The organism is Aquibacillus kalidii, from assembly GCF_014280935.1.
Taxonomy (GTDB): Bacteria; Bacillota; Bacilli; order Bacillales; family Amphibacillaceae; genus Aquibacillus_D; species Aquibacillus_D kalidii.
Genome location: NZ_JACLZI010000027.1, coordinates 12,864 through 31,811, shown reverse-complemented (window position 1 = coordinate 31,811; position 18,948 = coordinate 12,864). Strand labels below are relative to the sequence as shown.

Genomic DNA, 18,948 nt, shown 5'->3' with positions numbered 1-18,948 from the left:
GATAACTAATCTTGGATAAATTGCTTCATTTCCAGCTTCTTGTTGATGAGGAGGCAAAGTTGATGTAAGAAGAATGACAACTAAAGTGATGACAATAACCATTAATTTTTTCAAGTCAGTACACATCCTTATAAAGTATTTTTAGAGAGGTTAATAGAAAGTAATTGAAAATAGTAAGAAGCTTTTTTATAGCATTGCTTGTCATGATAAATAGTACCAAGTAACTGTAAACAGTCCGTGAATTCTAATTGATCACCACTTGCTTCGAAATAGGGCATAATTTCTCCCTCTAATTTTTCAATAAATGATTGATTCCAACCGGTATAAAGACAATTTCTGAGCATATAAAACTTATATTTGTACTTTAGGCCTGTACTTATCTTCTCGCCTATATCAATATACTGTTTGGTTAACTCATAATTTCCGATTCGTTTATATACTTCTGCAATGAGAAAAACAGTTGCAGAGTGGTTGTTAGCATCCGTTTGCTCGCTTTTAGTTTTCCATGCCTTTTTGAGATAATGAAGGGCATCGTCGAACATGTCCAATTTTAAATAGGCGTTACCAAGGTTATGCCAAACTGTGTAAGAAAAAAAGGGATACTGCTCTAAATCGGTGGAATTTTTAATAATTTTTTTAAGTACCGTAACAGCCTGATGATATTCATGTTGAAAAAGAAGATTAATGGCGATAATTATTTTGCTTTCGATTACCTTTTTATGCAACAAATGCTCCTGGTAACCTTGTTTGGCTTTCTCTGCATAATAATTAGATTTATAGATGATGTGTAAATTGCTATTTGCAATAGCGAGGTGCAAAAATAACTCTGTATCATCTATATGAAGTGTACTGTTCAATTGCTCAGCTACATTAAGATGATTAAGGGCTTCTCTATATTTAGGAATATGCAAATAATAAAGACCAACAAATTTCATATAATAGAACTCGTCCACAGGCTCGAAAATGCTTTTTAAATCCTCTAGTAACAGCATGGCTTCTTTTGCCTGCTCAAGCTCGTGCATACAAAGTAGATATCGAAAGTGAAATAGCTTATAACGGATATCTAATTCATAATTGTGTGGGTTAGGAAAATGCTCCTGTAATTCCTCATACAAGGAGGACACCTTCTCAAAATCATGGTATTGCATCGCCTCATACCATTTTGTCAATTGATCTGACAGGTAACTATCCAAGTCATTAGTCTCATTTAAATAACTAATTCCAAGCCGTTCACAGAGGGAATCTACAACAAGTGTACTAGGAGTGATTTGTTTGTTTTCGATTTTGCTTAAATAAGAAACCGAACAAATCTCTGCTGCTAGTTCTGCTTGCTTTAAATTTCGTGCTTGTCTTTGTTGCCGAATTATCTTGCCAATGTCATACATGTGTTCACCTTCTTTATAATATTGTGAATTAAATCACAAGTTATAGTATTCGTTATATGGCCCTATATTCCTTCTTATGAAAATAGGGAAAATAGTTTATCAATGACACACTAATAGAAACGTTGATAGGAAAATTTTCCTATCAACGTTTCATTTTTACTAAAGCTTCTATTATAAATGCGACTAAGATTATAATAAATAACGCTAACATGGATTCTAATCCGAATAATGGCATAACAAATATTAACCAGACTACAAAAAAGCCAAACCCCAATAGGAAGGATGTAAAAAATTTAGCCAAAAAGGAGGTAGTGCTAAATAAACTTTTCATAAGGAACACCTCAGAAAAGTTTATGACAAAAGCCTACGAATTGTTACTAAAAAAAGAAAAAACATGGAGATTAGCTGGTCCATGTTTTAGTGATTTAAATTGTCGATATATTTTTTTGCTTCCATTATTGAGAAACCAAATGCTTCTCGAACCTTCTTTACGGCAGCAACGTCTTTTCCTTCAAGCAATAATAAGCGTAGTTCATCATTAATAGGATCATCAAGAAGCTTTCTTTCTTTTCCAATCTGGTCAAAAGTATGCTCTACGTGCTGTAAGCGGTCTTCGAATCCACTAAGCTTGCCAATCAAGGAAAAGAAGGAAAACATTAGCACAACCGATATACTGATAATAATGTATTCCATACTATCCACCTCACAAAGGTAAAATGTTAAGCTAATAAGTCTTTTTTACAGTGCCATCCTTAAACACTCGGTATTCCCCAAAAGTACTTTTATATACATGATTCGCGAAATTTTGTATTTTTTCTTCTTGCCAACTAATAAATAACTGGGAATCAATCAGTCCTTTTTTCAATCCAGCTTCATCGATTGTATCCACTACTCCAGATCCTTTTAACTCTTCTGGTTCTTCAAAAATATAATTCTCATCTGCCCCGATATCATATCTCCACATCGGATTTCCTTCCATAATATCCACACCTACTGCATCTGGTTCACCAATTAATTCAACTATTTCATCCTGTGTCATACCAAGCTTTATGTTATCAATGATGAACTGATCATCTATAATTTCTTTACTAGGTTCCGATTCCGTTACCTGAACAGGTTCTTCCTTTTGAACAACCTTTGTTTCTATTTTAACGGGGCCATCTTTAAACGTTGTATCAGCGCTTACATTACAACCGACTAACAATACTAAACTAGTGATTAACGCAAGAAATACTCTCAATTTAACCCCTCCACATTTTTCTTAATTATATAGACGTATGGGATTTAGAAAATGTTTCAACAATATTACATAACTATTACAAAAATTTAAATAAATAATCAGATTTTTTGCTTTAAAAAAGGGAAGTCCTTATAATGGTGAACTACAACACATATCAAGGAGGAATTTGGATATGTCCGAAACAGAAGTAAACAAATATCGTCAACCTGACTATGATATCGACCCTATCTTTATTAACAGATGGTCTCCACGATCATTTTTGGAAAAAGAAGTGCCTGAAAAGGATTTAATGAGTGTCTTCGAAGCAGCACGTTGGGCACCATCATCGATGAATAAACAACCATGGCGCTTTATCCTTGCACGTACAAACGAGGACCGAGAAAAGTTCCATTCCTTCATAATGGAAGGCAATCTTAAATGGTGTGAGACAGCTCCCGCATTAGCTGTGATCATTTCCAAGAAAGAAGGGGGATCTCACGCATTTGATACGGGAACTGCCTGGGGTTACCTTGCACTACAAGCAGCACAAAAAGGCTTGGCCACGCATGCAATGGGTGGATTTCATAAAGATAAAGCAAGAGAAGTTCTTGGCATACCAGAAGAATATGATTTACATGCTGTCATAGCAATTGGTTACCAAGGGGAAAAGGACCAACTGACAGAGGACTTACAAGAAAGAGAACAGCCATCAGACCGCAGACCAGTAAAGGAATCGGTAATGGAAGGTAGCTTCAAATAGTGGATAATAAAAAGCCCAGGCAGAGTTTGAATAACTCAGCCTGGGCTTTTCCTCCCAAGTGCATGACTTTCTTTATTAATACCAGGGATTTGGAAATAGTTCTTCTGTTTTGTTAGATTATCTAACGGGGTATTTATTTAATTATGAGAGAGTTGTTCTCAACGGTTGGGATATGCGTCAAACTATACACGGAATCCGTCATTTGCTGTGAGTAATGCGTCACTCCGCATCGGATATACACCATTTTGGGGAACATATCCACCACTTTCTAAAAGAAATGCGTCTGGCCTGGTCTCATCAACGTAAGCCAGTTAGTGCCTAACTATATGCGTCGAACGTCAACAAAAATCAGTCACCAAGTATCTACATTCTCACCCACGGATTTAATCCCCACGATAATAAACTCTTCCCTTATTAGACCCTGAAAAAGGTAAACCAGAAGCCTTCAATAACTTATAAGCTATATTCCTACTCTTGAGACAGAGAAACTCTCTACATGCCTGATTAGTCAATTGAGGGTTAAACAATAAGAGGTAATCTTCCATGGCTTGGAGGTGGGCGGATTTAGATTGGTGCTTGCAATGAGGACATCTCCATGTGTGAGAAACTCTTAGCATTGGCAGGTGTTTACACTCTGGGCATTGAACGCCTTGCGATATATCAGATTGGTTAATGTTATATAGTGACTGGATATTTGGAATATATGGGCTGTGCGCCCGTACAAGCTGATCACATAGTTTCCTTAACTGTTGGGGGTTAATATCATATTTACTGTACTTGGCTTGGAGTTCTAGGAAGCGGTTTTTAATATGTGGGTAATGTAGGATAAATTGAAAAATAGATTGAGAGCCGGGGTGCGCCTTTATGATAGTCTCAGGATTACTGATACCAATAATATATTCAATTGGAAAATCCATAATTTGATGAGCAAAAAGCCAGTCAACTAACTGCTCCTGTTGCTCTTGGACTTGAATAATAGGGTCACTAAATCCCTCTTCTTTATTTCCATAGGTTCGAATGAATTGTTTTGAAATAGTATCAAAAAAGAGGGTTCCGGAGAAATTCTTTGCTTCAATGATCAATCCAAAGTTTGGCGTTAATAGTAGCGTGTCAATTTGAAAGAAATACTTATCGTTCTTAATGCGGAGGTCGTTCAGAATATAGAGGTTTTGCTGGGGGAGGCGGTCTAAGTAGTAGTCGAGGTTCTGCTCACCTTTATAACAGGCATTTCTAATTGCTAAATCCTCCTCGATTAGACTTCTCTTACGATGATTTATTGGAAGCCTCCTTAGTAGTGCTTCATCCACCTTGATGATTAAAGGTAGCTTCCGTTGCTTTATTAACATACATACAACTCCTTTCTTTCTATTATTAAAGAGAAATATTCTATGTTAATGAATTAAAATCCTCTAGGAAAGAAAAAAATTAAAGGAATATGATAGAATGCGTCAATCTAGTAAATATATGCGTCAACACTAAGAATTAATGCGTACACATTTAATTGAAATCTAACCAGGATCCTCTATTAAAATGCAAAAGATTGATAGAATAGTCATATATGCGTCAATCTAGAGCTCGTATGCGTCCTTTTCTTACCGGAATGCGTCTGTTCACTTCTTATATGCGTCAGTTCGCCAAATTTATGCTTCGAAATTAACGGAAAATGCGTCAAACCTAGTAAAAATATTAAATGAATTAAAATCCTACTATAGTAAAGACCAAATGCGTCGAAACAGCCGATATATGCGTCGCACCCTCCGGCAAATGCGTTGCACAGGCCGATAAATGCGTCGCAACGGCTAATATATGCGTCCCTCATGGCCACAAATGCGTCGCACAGGCCAAAATATGCGTCTCAACCCCCGCTAAATGCGTCAAACTATCCTTCTCCACACAACAAAAAAACTATTCCCCCTTGATAAAATTCCCAATTAGATATATCATTTTATAAAAGAGGAACATCATATTAGAAATAAAGGCAAACTATTCGAAAGGGTAGGACGCAAAGCTTAGGGTCTACGGTTCGTTTATGAACTACGATCGCCTGGTTACCTAATTAGTCAATAATATATATGGAACTATTAGGCTATTCTATATTTTAGAATAGCCTTTTTTGAATTCCGTCTTACTACTTTAAATTAAAGGTGGGTAATATCATTACGATGAAAATTTTGTTTGTAAAAGCTCCTTCTATTTTTACAGAGGGATTAGTTGGTGTTGTTGGTGATGAGTTCGGGGCTTATGAAGTAAAGGCATATAGTCCAGTTGAGCAAAGAACAATTATGAATGAGAATGCTGAATTAGTCATCATAGATTTAGACACAACAGTAGATGTGCAGCCGATTATCAATTTCTATCTAAAGGAAGAAAAAAAGGTGATTGTTTGGACGGCAAACTTAGATAATAGCCATTTAGTAGAATTATTTAAGGAGAACCTAGCAGGTTATTTCTATAATGGGATGGAAAAAGAAGAATTGATAACAGCATTAGAATCAGTCATACAGGGTAAAGTCTATATCAACACGGAGCTGTATCCGATTCTACTCGGTGATTATCGAAAGAAGAATGCGAAGAATGTCAATCGACCTATTGGGGTATTCACGAACCGGGAGTGGGAAGTGTTAGAGCTACTCATAATGGGGTATAGTAACGAGAAAATAGCGGGTAACCTGTATGTGACAGAGAAAACGGTCAAGACCCATATGAGTTCAATACTAAGAAAATTGAATGTTCCAGACCGAACAAATGTCGTCCTAACAGCACTAAAAAATGAATGGTTTTATATATAAAATCCCATATTTTATCTAGGTAAGGAAACGCAACCATTTCTGTACGCCAACTATTACCATCAGAAACCTTGCGAAATCTCGTGTCACTGTTTGTAAAACTATGATATAATTTCGCTTGTAGTGTGCAACGGAGAGGAAGTATGTTGCTAAAATTCAACCGGAGGTACAGAAATGGAAGAAACAATTTCTTTGAAAGAGATCTTTGAGGTGTTGAAAAAGCGCCTACTCCTAATTATTATACTTACAGTTAGTGCAGCTGCGATTAGTGCAGGGTACACGTTCTTTCTTATTACCCCAACCTATCAAGCTAGTAGTCAATTTATTGTAAGTCAAAACAGTCAACAACAACCAGAAATGCAAAATGTCGATATAAACGAAATTCGTTCCAACATAGAAATCATTAATACGTATAATGTCATTATTAAAAGTAATAGGATACTAGACCAAGTAGTGGAAGAGCTAGACTTAGCAATCTCATCAGCTGCCCTTAGCAGTAAAATAAATGTAGCGAATGCAGAAAATTCACAGGTAGTAACCGTAACGGCTACAGATATTGATCCAGGAGTTGCTGCTGATATCGCGAATACAACGGTACAAGTATTCCAAGCAGATATTCCGGACTTAATGAACGTGAATAACGTCAACATTCTTTCTGAAGCAGATGTATCTGAGAATCCACAGCCAGTAAGTCCAAATCCAGTGCTTAACATTGCGATTGCAATGGTTTTAGGTGTTATGGTTGGGGTCGGATTAGCCTTCTTACTTGAATACCTCGATAATACAATTAAAACAGAAAAAGATGTAGAAGATAAATTAGATCTTCCGATATTAGGGGTGATTTTCCATATTGGGGAAGATGACTTAGTATCAGGGCACTTCAATAAGGTAGCTAACAGAAGAGAAAGGGGAGATTTCAGTGGCCAGACGAAAAAAACTAGCTAAAAATAGTACGATGCGTCATTTGATTGCAAAATTAAATCCAAGATCTCCTATTTCGGAGCAATACCGTACGATTCGTACTAATTTGCAATTCTCTTCTGTTGATGGCAACTTGAAAACAATGCTCGTGACATCCTCTGGACCATCAGAAGGTAAGTCCTCCACGACAGCAAATCTTGCCATCGTATTTGCACAACAAGGTAAAAAGGTGTTATTGATTGATGCCGATATGAGAAAACCAACGTTACACTATACGTTCCGGATGGATAACCGTAAAGGACTGAGCAGTGTCTTAGTTGGAGAAACAAATCTAGATGAATCGGTGATTAAAAGTGATGTTCAAGACCTTGATTTATTATCATGTGGTCCTATTCCGCCGAATCCATCTGAGTTATTAGGGGCAAAAGCGATGGAAAAACTGATCGCCGATGCTTCTGAGTTTTATGATTTAATTATATTTGATACACCACCAGTACTTGCAGTTACGGATGCACAAATTTTAGCAAATATGGTCGATGGTGCATTAATGGTTGTTCGTAGTAAACAAACCGAATATGAAGCAGCACAAAAGGCACGTGACTTATTAACCCCAGCTAAAGCAAAACTACTTGGCGTCGTGCTAAATGATCGTGAACAGAAAAAAGGACATTATTATTATTACGGTACAAATTAAGGGAAATCTCTCAATCAGCTTTTGATTGAGAGATTATTTGATTGAAAAAGCATATACAAGACTTTAGTATGAAGACTAAAGTCTTGTATATGCTTTAAAAAGTCAAGGAAATAAACTTAACAATTTATCGACAAAACTTCCAATCCATTTACAAATTTCATGTGGTACTATCTCATTAGATAAAAATACCTAAGACGAAAGATGAGGATGGAGCGTGAAGTTTGAATGATCGATATTAATTGTCATATACTACCTGGACTCGATGATGGAGCAAAGCATATGGAAGAAAGCATTGCGATGGCGAAGGAAGCATTAAACCAAGGGATTGATAAAATCATTGCAACACCGACACACATGGACGGTAAGTATCATAATTTTAAAAAGGAAATAATGATTGGGATTAATGAGTTAAATCGTCGTCTTAACGAAGAAGGAATAGATTTAGAGGTTTTACCAGGTCAGAAGATTAGAATCAACGGAGACTTGTTAGGTAGTATGGACAAAGATCATCTGCTAGATTTGAATAATGGAAGTCGCTATATATTAATAGATCTTCCTTATAATCACGTTCCGCAATATACGGGACAGGTTATTTTTGACTTACAGTTACAGGGCTACAAGCCAATTTTAGTCCATCCTGAGAAACATCAACAGTTTATGGAGGAGCCGAATGCTCTGTATGAATTGGTGAAAAATGGGGCGCTTGTACAAATAGCTTCAGATAGTGTTGTTGGAAAAAGTGGGAAAAAGGTGCAAAAGTTAACGCATACGTTAATCGAAGCGAATTTAACTCATTTCATTGGATCAGAAGCGAAGGACCATAGCCAGTTTACATATAAAAAGGCTATTTCTGAATTAAGGAAAAGGTATGGCAATAGCATAGCATATTATTATATTGAAAATGCAGTGTTGCTTACGCAGGGGCAAACGGTCCTCGGTGATCCACCGACAAAAGTAAGTAAGCGAAAAAAGATAATGGGAATTATCTAGTAGGGAATAATTGTAGACTGGAAACGCTTTACTTTTTTTTAGACGGAAATACCTATAAATAAATCGAATATTCATCAAAACTCGACAGTAATTTACAATAAATTACTGTTTTTTTTGTGAGAGGACACTGATATACTAATACTATCGTTAAAAATCCTAACCAAACAGAAGGATGATTGAAAATGATTGACATTCATTGTCATATTCTAGCGAATGTAGATGACGGTGCAAAACATATGGAGGCAAGTGTTGAAATGGCGAAAGAGGCTGTTTCACAAGGGATCGATACCATTATTGCGACACCACACCATCTAAATGGAAGCTATGAAAATTACAAGTTAGAAATACTAGAAAATGTAAAAACACTTAATGATAGATTACAAGCAGAAAATATCCCTCTTACTATACTACCAGGTCAAGAAACACGAATAAATGGAGACATGATACAAGACTTAGAACAAGGACATCTATTGCCGTTAAATGAAACAAGTGGCTATTTATTCGTCGAGTTACCTTCCAATCATGTACCTCGATATACAAAGCAACTCCTGTTTGATTTACAAGTGAACGGAGTGAAACCGATTATTGTGCACCCAGAAAGAAATAAACAATTAATAGAAAATCCAGATTTACTTTATGAGTTCGTTAGAGATGGTACGTTAACACAAGTGACAGCGGCCAGTGTTGCTGGAAAATTCGGTAAAAATATCAAAAAATTCAGTGAACAATTAATTGAAGCTAATCTCACGCATTTTGTTGCGTCTGATGCGCATAATACGACAACACGAGGCTTCTGTGTCGAAGAAGCTAACAATCTAATTAACCAACAGTATGGTAGTACGGTAGTTTATAATTTCATAGAAAATGCTCAGTTATTGGTTGATGGTCAACTAATTGTTGGGGATGTGCCAGAAAGAATTAAGAAGAAGAAGTTTCTAGGTTTATTTTAAATATACTAATTTACTTACTTTTAATAAGAATCTGGGGGAGAATAAGTGATGAAAAAGGTTAGAAAAGCAATTATACCAGCAGCAGGTTTGGGTACTAGATTCTTGCCGGCTACGAAGGCTTTACCGAAGGAAATGTTACCTATTGTAGACAAGCCTACTATTCAGTACATAGTGGAAGAGGCTGTTGCGTCTGGAATTGAAGACATTATTATTGTAACAGGTAAGGGGAAACGAGCGATTGAAGATCACTTTGATGCTTCTCCGGAGCTTGAGCGCAACCTAGAAGGAAAAGGGAAATTTGAGTTACTTTCTAAAGTTCAGCACTCTTCTAATTTAGCGGACATTCACTATATTAGACAAAAGGAACCAAAAGGACTTGGGCATGCAGTTTGGTGTGCTCGTAATTTTATAGGGGACGAGCCGTTCGCTGTTCTTTTAGGTGATGATATTGTACAAAGTGATGTACCTTCTCTTAAACAGTTAATTAATCAATATGAGCAAACAGAATCGTCTGTAATTGGTGTCCAACAAGTAGCTGATGACCAAACGCACCGATATGGGATTATTGATCCAGAATCAAGTGAAGGACGTCGTTATCAGGTTAATGCTTTTGTTGAGAAACCAGAACCTGGGACAGCTCCATCTAATCTAGCTATTATGGGCCGTTATGTGTTTACTCCTGAAATTTTCCGTTTCCTTGATAGGCAACAAGTTGGTGCTGGTGGAGAGATTCAGTTGACGGATGCTATTCAGATGTTAAATCAAATTCAGAAGGTATATGCTTATGACTTTGAGGGGACTCGTCATGATGTTGGTGAGATTCTTGGGTTTATTAAGACTACGGTTGAATTTGCACTGAAGAATAAAGAGTTCGGAACCGATGTAGAGAAAATCCTTAGAGATTTATTACCCCAAAGAGTGAAGGAATAAACTATAAAGTATTTATTCTATGTATTTTTTTTGTAGTAAATAGTTAGAAAAGTTAGAAAGTAGAAAGTTGGTGAATGAAAAGTGCCTGTGACCACTTCTAATGATAGTTCGGCATCTAGTGAAATTGGGGAAGTACATTTTCGGGAAATTCGTACTTCTGACAATAGGGGTTATCTAGTAAGTAAACGAGCTTTAGATATAATTGCTTCCATTATAGGTATTATTCTATTATCTCCTATATTTCTAATAGTTTCTTTACTAATTAAGATAGAAGACTCAAAAGGCTATAGTTTATTTAAACAGATTAGAATGGGTAAGGATGAAAAGGAATTCTATATGTACAAATTCCGTTCCATGGTTTCTAATGCGGAGGAGCTTAAGGCTTCTCTAATGGATATAAATGAAGCTGAAGGACCCGTGTTTAAAATTAAAGAGGATCCTCGTATTACAAAGATTGGTAGATTTATAAGAAAAACAAGTATTGATGAGTTACCACAGTTATTTAATGTACTTAAGGGTGATATGAGCTTGGTCGGACCGAGGCCACCTTTGCCAGATGAGGTTGACCAGTATTCTGCTTATGAAAAACAAAGATTGAAGGTAAAGCCTGGATTGACTTGTTACTGGCAGGTTAGTGGAAGAAGTAATATAGGATTCAATGAATGGATGGAACTAGATTTACAATATATCCGTGAAAGAAATTTTATCGTGGACATAAAACTAATATGTAAAACAGTATTGGTTTTATTTGGTTCAAAAGACGCTTACTAAAAGGGTGGAATAAAAATGGATTTAAGTTCTAAAATTTATGTTGCAGGACATAGAGGGTTGGTTGGATCTGCAATTGTGAGAAAGCTTGAAGAGAAAGGCTATACTAATTTAGTTTACAGGACCAGTAGTGAACTAGATTTAACAGATAAAAATAAAGTTGATTCTTTCTTTGAATCGGAAAAACCTGAGTATGTTTTCCTTGCAGCTGCTAAAGTAGGAGGAATTGTTGCGAACAATGAGTATCCTGCTGATTTTATAAGAGATAATTTGTTGATTCAGACTAATGTTATTGACGCTGCATACAGAAATGGTGTACAAAAACTTCTTTTCCTAGGTAGCACTTGTATCTATCCGAAGTTTGCACCTCAACCAATGAATGAGGATTCCTTGTTAACTGGTATTTTAGAACCAACAAATGAACCATATGCAATAGCAAAAATTGCAGGCATAAAAATGTGCGAATCATATAACCGTCAATATGGTACAAACTATATTTCAGTTATGCCTACTAATCTATACGGACCGAATGATAACTTTGATTTAGAAACTTCTCATGTATTACCAGCCTTGATTAGAAAGTTTCACGAAGCTAAGTTAAATGAAACGCCAACAGTTGAAGTTTGGGGTACAGGAAAGCCTAGAAGAGAGTTTCTTTATTCAGATGATCTTGCAGATGCGTCCGTTTATTTAATGAATACTTATGAAGGAAATCAATTCGTTAATGTAGGTTTAGGTAAAGACATTTCAATCGGTGAATTAGCGGAAAAAATTAAGGCAGTAGTTGGTTACGAAGGTGAAATAATCTACAATACATCCAAACCTGATGGCACACCTAGAAAACTTGTAGATGTTACAAAGTTAAGTGAAATAGGTTGGGAAGCATCTATATCCTTAGACCAAGGCTTGAAGGAAGCGTATGACTGGTTTTTAACAAATATAGAGAATGCAACAACTGTTGCTAAATAGATGGAGGGAATTATGAAAAAGGCATTAATCACAGGTGTAACAGGACAAGATGGATCATTTCTAGCAGAACTTCTATTAGAAAAAGGGTATGAAGTACACGGAATTATTCGTAGGTCTTCTTCATTTAATACTAGTCGAATTGAGCATTTATATGTAGAGGAATTGAAGAGTAGCGAAAATTTCTACATTCATTCAGGTGATTTAACCGATACTTCTAATATGATTCGTTTAATAAGTAAAATCCAACCAGATGAGATTTATAACCTAGCAGCTATGTCTCATGTAAAGGTTTCTTTTGATGTGCCTGAGTATGTAGCGGATGTTGATGGTATTGGGACGCTTAGAATACTTGAGGCAGTAAGGATTCTTGGATTAGAAAAGAAAACAAGAATTTACCAAGCTTCTACTTCTGAGTTGTATGGTAAGGTGCAAGAGGTACCACAAAGTGAAACTACTCCATTTTACCCGAGGTCCCCATATGCAGTTGCTAAGCAATATGGGTTCTGGATTACAAAGAATTACAGGGAATCATATGGAATGTATGCAGTAAATGGCATCTTGTTTAATCACGAGTCTGAGCGTCGTGGAGAAACTTTTGTGACTCGTAAAATTACTTTAGCAGCTGCTAGGATTGCTCAAGGGAAACAAGATAAACTTTACCTTGGAAATTTAGATGCAAAACGTGACTGGGGTTATGCTAAGGATTACGTTGAATGCATGTGGTTAATCTTACAGCATGATACTCCAGAGGATTTTGTTATTGCTACTGGGGAAATGCATACTGTTCGTGAATTTGCTACTTTGGCTTTTGAAAATGCAGGAATTGAAATTGAGTGGCAAGGTGAAGGTGTTAATGAGAAAGGTTTTAATAAATCAACTGGTGATGTAATTGTTGAAGTTAGTCCTGATTTCTTCCGTCCAGCTGAAGTTGAGCAACTTCTTGGTAATCCGACAAAAGCTAGAACTAAGCTAAGGTGGAATCCTACTAAGACTTCGTTTGAGGAACTAGTAAAGATAATGGTGTCTTCTGACCTCGATAAAGCTAAAGTCTAAATGTAAGGAAGAGGTACTACATGCACATGAATAATAAATCTAAAAAAAAGAAACTATTAATATATGCACATTACTATGCTCCAGATGTAGCCTCTACTGGCCAAATCCTTAAAGAGTTAGCTGAAGGTATGTTACATGAGTTTGATATAACCATAATTAGTGTAGTGCCTTCTTATACTGGTTCCATAGATGATAAATATAAAACTAAGCTATTCTTTAAGGAAGAGATCAATGGAGTTAAGGTTCTAAGAATTCGTGTACCAGAATTCTCTAAGAGTAGCAAATTAAGTAGGATAAAAAATATCATATCCTATTTTTTTGGGGCAATGGTTGCGACTTTCAAAGTAGGAAATGTGGATTATGTGTACTCCATTTCCCAACCACCAATTCTAGGAGGTCTAATAGGTGTTTGGGGTAAATGGATAAAACGATCAAAATACATTTATAATATTCAGGATTTTAATCCAGAACAAATAATGGCTGTTGGATATAGTAAAAGTACACTGATATTAAAAATGATGATGTGGTTAGATAAATTTAGTGCTAAACAAGCGGATAAAGTAATTGTTGTTGGTAGGGATATGGTAAAAACTATGGAAAAGAGATTTAAGAATAAAAAGGTTCCAAATACAGTATTTATTAATAATTGGATTGATGAGAATGAAATTTACCCATTAGAAACTACTAATGAAAATATAGTATCCTTTAAGAAAAAATATGGTTTGGAAAATAAATTTGTCATTATGTATTCCGGTAACCTTGGGCTTTACTACGACCTTGAGAATTTAATTAATGTTATTAAAAAATTCAAAAGTAGAACAGATGTTATCTTTGCTTTCGTGGGGGAAGGACTAGTACGAGATAAGCTGTTAATGTATAAGGAAGTGCACAAACTTAATAATGTGATTTTCATTCCATATCAAGATAAGAGTCATTTAATATATAGCTTGAATGCATGTGATGCACAATGGTGCATTTCGGCTAAGGGCATTAAGGGAGTAAGTGTACCTTCAAAGTTGTATGGAATAATGGCTGCAGGAAAACCTGTAGTTGGTATTTTGGAGGAAGGTGCTGAAGCTCGTTTGATTATTGAAGAATCCAATTGCGGACTTTTAAGTATACCAGGTGATTACGATGGAATAGAATTTAATTTGCGTTGGTTGATAGACAATGATGATAATCAAGAAATTAAAGATATGGGGATTCGTGGACGTAAATATCTAGAAACAGAACTGACTAAGAGTGTATCTATTGAGAAATATATAGAAGAAATTAAATATTAGGAAGTAAAATAGTTTTATGGAGTATTGATTTCAATTGTTATCTCTTTAACCTGTAGAATTTTTTTAGGAGCCTACTAAACTATGGTTGCATTCCTTAGTTGATATATGGAAATTAATACCCATTATAACTTTCTACCAGAAATTATTTGGAGGATAAGGTATGTATAATAAAATACTTGTAACAGGCGGTTCTGGTTTTATTGGGACTAATCTAATAGTAAACTTTATCAAAAAGGGTTTTGAAGTGGTGAATATAGACCATAATCCGCCAAAGCTCCCAGAACATAAGGTTCTTTGGAAAAACATTGATATAACTGAGTTTGAAGGTTTTAAAGAAGCGGTTTTCTCATTCAACCCTGATTATATAATTCATCTTGCTGCTCGTACAGATTTAGATGGAAAAACAGTGGAAGATTATTCACCAAACATTGTTGGAGTTGAAAATCTTTTGCGAATTGTTAACCTTTTGCCTAGTTTAAAAAAAATATTATTTGCTTCGTCTAAGTTTGTAACAAAGAACGGATATGAAATTAAAGACCAGTTTGACTATTGTCCTCATACAAAGTATGGAGAAAGTAAAGTTTTGACTGAAAGAAGTGTATGGGCCAATAAACCTAAGTGTGATTGGTGTATTATCAGGCCGACTTCAATTTGGGGTCCTTGGTTTGGGGTACCTTATAGGAATTTTTTTGATATGGTAATGCGACGCATGTTTTTCCATATCGGACGAATTAAGTGTTATAAAACATATGGATATATAGGGAATGCAATTTTCCAAATAGAACAATTACTATTTAATGATACTTTAGATGAAAACCATAAAGTTTTCTATATTGGGGATGAACCTGCCTATGAAATTAATGAGTGGGCTGATGAAATAGCATTTGAATTAGGTTTTAAGATTCCAACAATGCCGGTATGGGTTATAAGACTAGCATCAAAATTAGGTGATTTTCTAGGTCTGTTTGGAATTCACTTCCCAATTCAGTCTTTTCGTTTTCAAAACATGACAAATGACGGAACTAATGATTTATCTTGTACTTATAAAATTGCTGGCGAAGTACCTTATTCTAGATTAGAAGGTACAAGAGCTACAATTAAATGGATTAAGGAGAATCAGTTTGATAGATGATGGGTGGTGTAATTATGGGAAAAACTATACGCGTTTTAATGATAAATTATAAAATGCAATGTGCTGGAATTGAATCATTTATTATGAATATGTACAGAAATATTGATAGAACCAAGGTGCAGTTTGACTTTCTGGTTCATTATAAGGAGCGTCAGTTTTATGATGATGAGATTGAGGAATTAGGTGGAAAAATATATAGGTTATCTGTTCGTGAAGATAATAACTTTATAAAGTATAAAAAGGATTTAAAAAACTTTTTCTCTATGCATCCTAAATATGATATTGTTCATGGTCATATGGAGAGTTTTGGTAAATTTTACTTAAAGGCAGCTAAGGATGCAGGAGTTCCTATCAGAATTGCTCATAGTCACATTGCTCAAAGGAATTCAGGGTTGAAAGGCTTTATAAAGAATTACTTAAATAAGTCATTTAAAACATATTCAACAGAACTCTTCGCCTGCTCAGATGCAGCTAGTAATTACGCTTTTGGTGATGATGCAGAAGTTACAATATATAATAATGCAATAGATTCGGAGAGATTTAAATATAATGCTACAATACGTGAACGTGTTAGATATGAACTTGGATTAGAGAATAAGTTTGTCATCGGCCATATAGGTAGATTTAATACACAGAAAAACCATAGCTTTTTAATAGATGTATTTCAGGCTGTTCACGCGAAGGAACCTAATGCAGTTTTGCTATTGATAGGGGAAGGGGATTTAGAGCCTAAGATAAAAGCAAAGGTTAAATATTTGAAATTAACTAATTCTGTCTTATTTATTGGAATACGTAGAGATGTAGAACGTTTGTATCAGGGAATGGACTTGTTCATATTACCATCATTATTTGAGGGATTACCTGTATCGGGTATTGAGGCACAGGCTGCGGGTCTTAAGTGTGTTTTTTCAGATAATGTAACTAGACAGACTACAATTACAAAGAATACAGAATATCTGTCTTTGAGTGAAAATGTTAATACATGGGCAAATGAAATATTAAAATTGAAAGATGGTTATATTAGAGTTGATGAATCTAATTCAATATTGGAATCTGGTTACGACATAAAAAAACAGGCAGAAAGCTTACAAAATTTTTATATTGATGCGGTAAAGAAATTAGGAGATCAAAATGGGCAAATTAATATCAATAATTGTACCTGTTTATAATGCAAAGGATTATGTAGAAGCTTGCATAAAAAGTTTACTTAACCAGACATATAGACCAATAGAAATCATTCTTGTTGATGATGGCTCCTTCGATGGTAGTGAAGATATTTGTAAATATTATTCTAGCCAATATAATAATATTCATTGTAAACGTGTGATAAATGGTGGTGTTTCTAGAGCGAGGAATATTGGTTTGGAAATGGCTAAAGGGACGTATATTGGTTTTGTAGATGCTGATGATTATGTCTCAGAACGAATGTATGAAGAGCTCTACAGTATGATGGTGTCCGTTGAAGATTGTGATTTAGCAGTTTGTGAATTATTCAGTAGAAATGATGAAGAAGTAACTATCTTAACCGCAAGTGAGGCTATTCACGAAATATTTAATGTTAATAGCTTTGGTGGTTTTAGTTGTAATAAGTTGTTTAAAAAAGATATTATTGATTCGTGCGATGTAAGGTTTTCTGAAAATATATATGTTTGCGAAGATACACTGTTTTGTTTTCAATATTGTCAAGAAATTGAAAATATTATTTACTCTAAAGAAAGACTGTATTTCTATAGGAAACACAATGAGAGTGCGTTTAATAAGGGATTTAATAACAAACAAGTAACTGTTATTGTTGCTTTCAATGAAATAATAAGAAAGGCTAAAAAATTTGAGGAAAGTACTACTAAAATGATACAGAGTAATTTTGTTTTAATAGTGTTGAAAATGTGTGTTAAGGCATTACAGTCAAATAATAAAGAGGATCTTAAGTATTATAAAAAATTAAGAGAAAGTATTGTCAAATATTTTAAAGTTTTCTTAATAAATAATAATATTTCTTATAAGTATAAGTTGTTTGGAGTTTTTATCATGTATTTCCCATTAATTGTTAGGCTTTTAAGGTATAGGAAGGTGATTGAATGATTAGTATAATCATTCCTGTTTTTAATGCTGAAAAATACTTAGATGAATGTATTAGAAGTATAATAAATCAAGACTTTAGTGAATTTGAAATAATCTTGGTGAACGATGGTTCAAAAGACAGAAGTCCTCAAATATGCGATTTTTATAGTGGGAAATACGAGAACATTAATGTATTACATCAAGATAATTGCGGTGTTAGTTCTGCAAGACAAAATGGTGTGAATATATCTACTGGTGACTGGGTGTTATTTTTGGACTCTGATGATATAGTTTCTGATAATATGTTTGAATTAATTAAAACCAGCCTTTGTGATGCTGATGTGGTAATGTTTAGTAAAGAATTTAGGGAAACAACTTTTTATCATGGCCCTAAAAGTGAATTAGTGAAAGCAATATTAGGATATGAAACAACAGAAATACTAAGTCGAAATTCTATGTTTAGCGTGTGTAGTAAAGTTTATAGGAAACGTTTTCTCTTAGAAAAGTCAGTAGCTTTTGAAATTAAACTTTTTAATGGTGAAGATATGTTATTTAACATTAATGTGATTTTAAAAACTAATAAGATAAAATTAGTAAATAAATCTTTTTATTATTACCGGGAAAACTCTAATTCTATAACACATACTTATAATGATAAGATTACTTACAATGATAAACTTTTTTTAGATAAACTTGATAGATACATTAGGAGTCACTTTAGTGAAAAGGAATTCAGTGATATATATTTTGAAACTGTATTAAATGGGCTCTTTCTTTGTATACGTAGATTTTTCTCGCACAAAGATAATAAGAAAAGTTTGTTTGTTAAAAAGAAGAACTTTAAAAAATTCATTTCACAAAGGCCCTATTGCATAGCAATTGATGAGTTAAAAATAAACATTAATACCCTTGTGAATCCCCAAAAAACTTTGTTACTTTTATTAAAATTCCGATTAACAGTGCCTGTTCTTATTATATGTGGGTATCAAAAAAAAGTTAAAGCAAAAGGATCAGTAATGATGAATCTTTTATAAATAATGGAGTTGA

19 protein-coding genes and 1 riboswitch are annotated in these 18,948 nt (G+C 34.7%); of the genes, 15 read left to right on the top strand and 4 right to left on the bottom strand.

Annotated elements, in window-relative coordinates; translation table 11 throughout:
- Positions 1-128 precede the first annotated feature (128 nt).
- The 3 genes from H7K77_RS04720 to H7K77_RS04710 all read right to left on the bottom strand — a co-directional run bounded on the left by H7K77_RS04720 (position 129) and on the right by H7K77_RS04710 (position 2,625).
- Entirely contained in the window at positions 129-1,385 is a 1,257-nt protein-coding gene (locus H7K77_RS04720) for a helix-turn-helix domain-containing protein (RefSeq protein WP_186576572.1), read from the bottom strand.
- Between the two features lie 417 nt (positions 1,386-1,802).
- Complete coding sequence (locus H7K77_RS04715) at positions 1,803-2,078, bottom strand: hypothetical protein (RefSeq protein ID WP_186576571.1); 276 nt, start codon at positions 2,076-2,078, stop codon at positions 1,803-1,805.
- Between the two features lie 31 nt (positions 2,079-2,109).
- Positions 2,110-2,625 (bottom strand): hypothetical protein, encoded by a 516-nt coding sequence (locus H7K77_RS04710; RefSeq protein WP_186576570.1) that lies wholly within the window; start codon positions 2,623-2,625, stop codon positions 2,110-2,112.
- Between the two features lie 172 nt (positions 2,626-2,797).
- Between H7K77_RS04710 and H7K77_RS04705 the strand changes: the two genes are divergently transcribed.
- A complete protein-coding gene (locus tag H7K77_RS04705) occupies positions 2,798-3,364 on the top strand; it encodes a nitroreductase family protein (protein WP_186576569.1) in 567 nt (188 codons plus the stop codon).
- 383 nt (positions 3,365-3,747) lie between these two features.
- Here the strand turns inward: H7K77_RS04705 and H7K77_RS04700 are convergent, their stop codons facing one another.
- Positions 3,748-4,710, bottom strand: a complete 963-nt coding sequence (locus tag H7K77_RS04700; RefSeq protein WP_186576568.1) for a nuclease-related domain-containing protein — start codon at positions 4,708-4,710, stop codon at positions 3,748-3,750.
- A 621-nt stretch (positions 4,711-5,331) separates the two neighbouring features.
- A riboswitch (cyclic di-GMP riboswitch) is annotated at positions 5,332-5,420 on the top strand.
- Between the two features lie 106 nt (positions 5,421-5,526).
- Here H7K77_RS04700 and H7K77_RS04695 point away from each other — a divergent pair.
- The 14 genes from H7K77_RS04695 to H7K77_RS04630 all read left to right on the top strand — a co-directional run bounded on the left by H7K77_RS04695 (position 5,527) and on the right by H7K77_RS04630 (position 18,935).
- Entirely contained in the window at positions 5,527-6,153 is a 627-nt protein-coding gene (locus tag H7K77_RS04695; RefSeq protein WP_186576567.1) for a response regulator transcription factor, read from the top strand.
- Between the two features lie 171 nt (positions 6,154-6,324).
- On the top strand, positions 6,325-7,095 hold the full coding sequence (locus tag H7K77_RS04690; protein WP_186576566.1) for a YveK family protein: 771 nt from the start codon (positions 6,325-6,327) through the stop codon (positions 7,093-7,095).
- Positions 7,070-7,765, top strand: coding sequence for a CpsD/CapB family tyrosine-protein kinase (locus H7K77_RS04685; RefSeq protein WP_186576565.1), 696 nt, complete (start codon positions 7,070-7,072; stop codon positions 7,763-7,765). The genes H7K77_RS04690 and H7K77_RS04685 overlap by 26 nt, the downstream gene beginning before the upstream one ends.
- A gap of 225 nt (positions 7,766-7,990) precedes the next feature.
- Positions 7,991-8,755, top strand: a complete 765-nt coding sequence (locus tag H7K77_RS04680) for a tyrosine-protein phosphatase (RefSeq protein ID WP_186576564.1) — start codon at positions 7,991-7,993, stop codon at positions 8,753-8,755.
- A gap of 182 nt (positions 8,756-8,937) precedes the next feature.
- Positions 8,938-9,705, top strand: a complete 768-nt coding sequence (locus H7K77_RS04675; protein WP_186576563.1) for a tyrosine-protein phosphatase — start codon at positions 8,938-8,940, stop codon at positions 9,703-9,705.
- Positions 9,706-9,753: 48 nt separating this feature from the next.
- Positions 9,754-10,635, top strand: coding sequence for a UTP--glucose-1-phosphate uridylyltransferase GalU (gene galU / locus H7K77_RS04670; RefSeq protein ID WP_186576562.1), 882 nt, complete (start codon positions 9,754-9,756; stop codon positions 10,633-10,635).
- Between the two features lie 81 nt (positions 10,636-10,716).
- Complete coding sequence (locus H7K77_RS04665) at positions 10,717-11,406, top strand: sugar transferase (protein WP_186576561.1); 690 nt, start codon at positions 10,717-10,719, stop codon at positions 11,404-11,406.
- A gap of 15 nt (positions 11,407-11,421) precedes the next feature.
- Positions 11,422-12,372: a GDP-L-fucose synthase gene (fcl, locus tag H7K77_RS04660; RefSeq protein WP_186576560.1), complete on the top strand. Its 951-nt coding sequence runs from the start codon at positions 11,422-11,424 to the stop codon at positions 12,370-12,372.
- A gap of 12 nt (positions 12,373-12,384) precedes the next feature.
- Positions 12,385-13,425, top strand: a complete 1,041-nt coding sequence (gmd, locus tag H7K77_RS04655) for a GDP-mannose 4,6-dehydratase (protein ID WP_186576559.1) — start codon at positions 12,385-12,387, stop codon at positions 13,423-13,425.
- A gap of 20 nt (positions 13,426-13,445) precedes the next feature.
- Entirely contained in the window at positions 13,446-14,708 is a 1,263-nt protein-coding gene (locus H7K77_RS04650) for a glycosyltransferase family 4 protein (protein ID WP_186576558.1), read from the top strand.
- Between the two features lie 160 nt (positions 14,709-14,868).
- Positions 14,869-15,840, top strand: a complete 972-nt coding sequence (locus H7K77_RS04645; protein ID WP_186576557.1) for an NAD-dependent epimerase/dehydratase family protein — start codon at positions 14,869-14,871, stop codon at positions 15,838-15,840.
- A gap of 14 nt (positions 15,841-15,854) precedes the next feature.
- On the top strand, positions 15,855-17,009 hold the full coding sequence (locus H7K77_RS04640; RefSeq protein ID WP_186576556.1) for a glycosyltransferase family 1 protein: 1,155 nt from the start codon (positions 15,855-15,857) through the stop codon (positions 17,007-17,009).
- On the top strand, positions 16,972-17,922 hold the full coding sequence (locus H7K77_RS04635) for a glycosyltransferase family 2 protein (protein WP_186576555.1): 951 nt from the start codon (positions 16,972-16,974) through the stop codon (positions 17,920-17,922). Before H7K77_RS04640 ends, H7K77_RS04635 begins: the two co-directional genes overlap by 38 nt.
- Positions 17,919-18,935, top strand: a complete 1,017-nt coding sequence (locus H7K77_RS04630; protein WP_186576554.1) for a glycosyltransferase family 2 protein — start codon at positions 17,919-17,921, stop codon at positions 18,933-18,935. The genes H7K77_RS04635 and H7K77_RS04630 overlap by 4 nt, the downstream gene beginning before the upstream one ends.
- Positions 18,936-18,948: the final 13 nt, after the last annotated feature.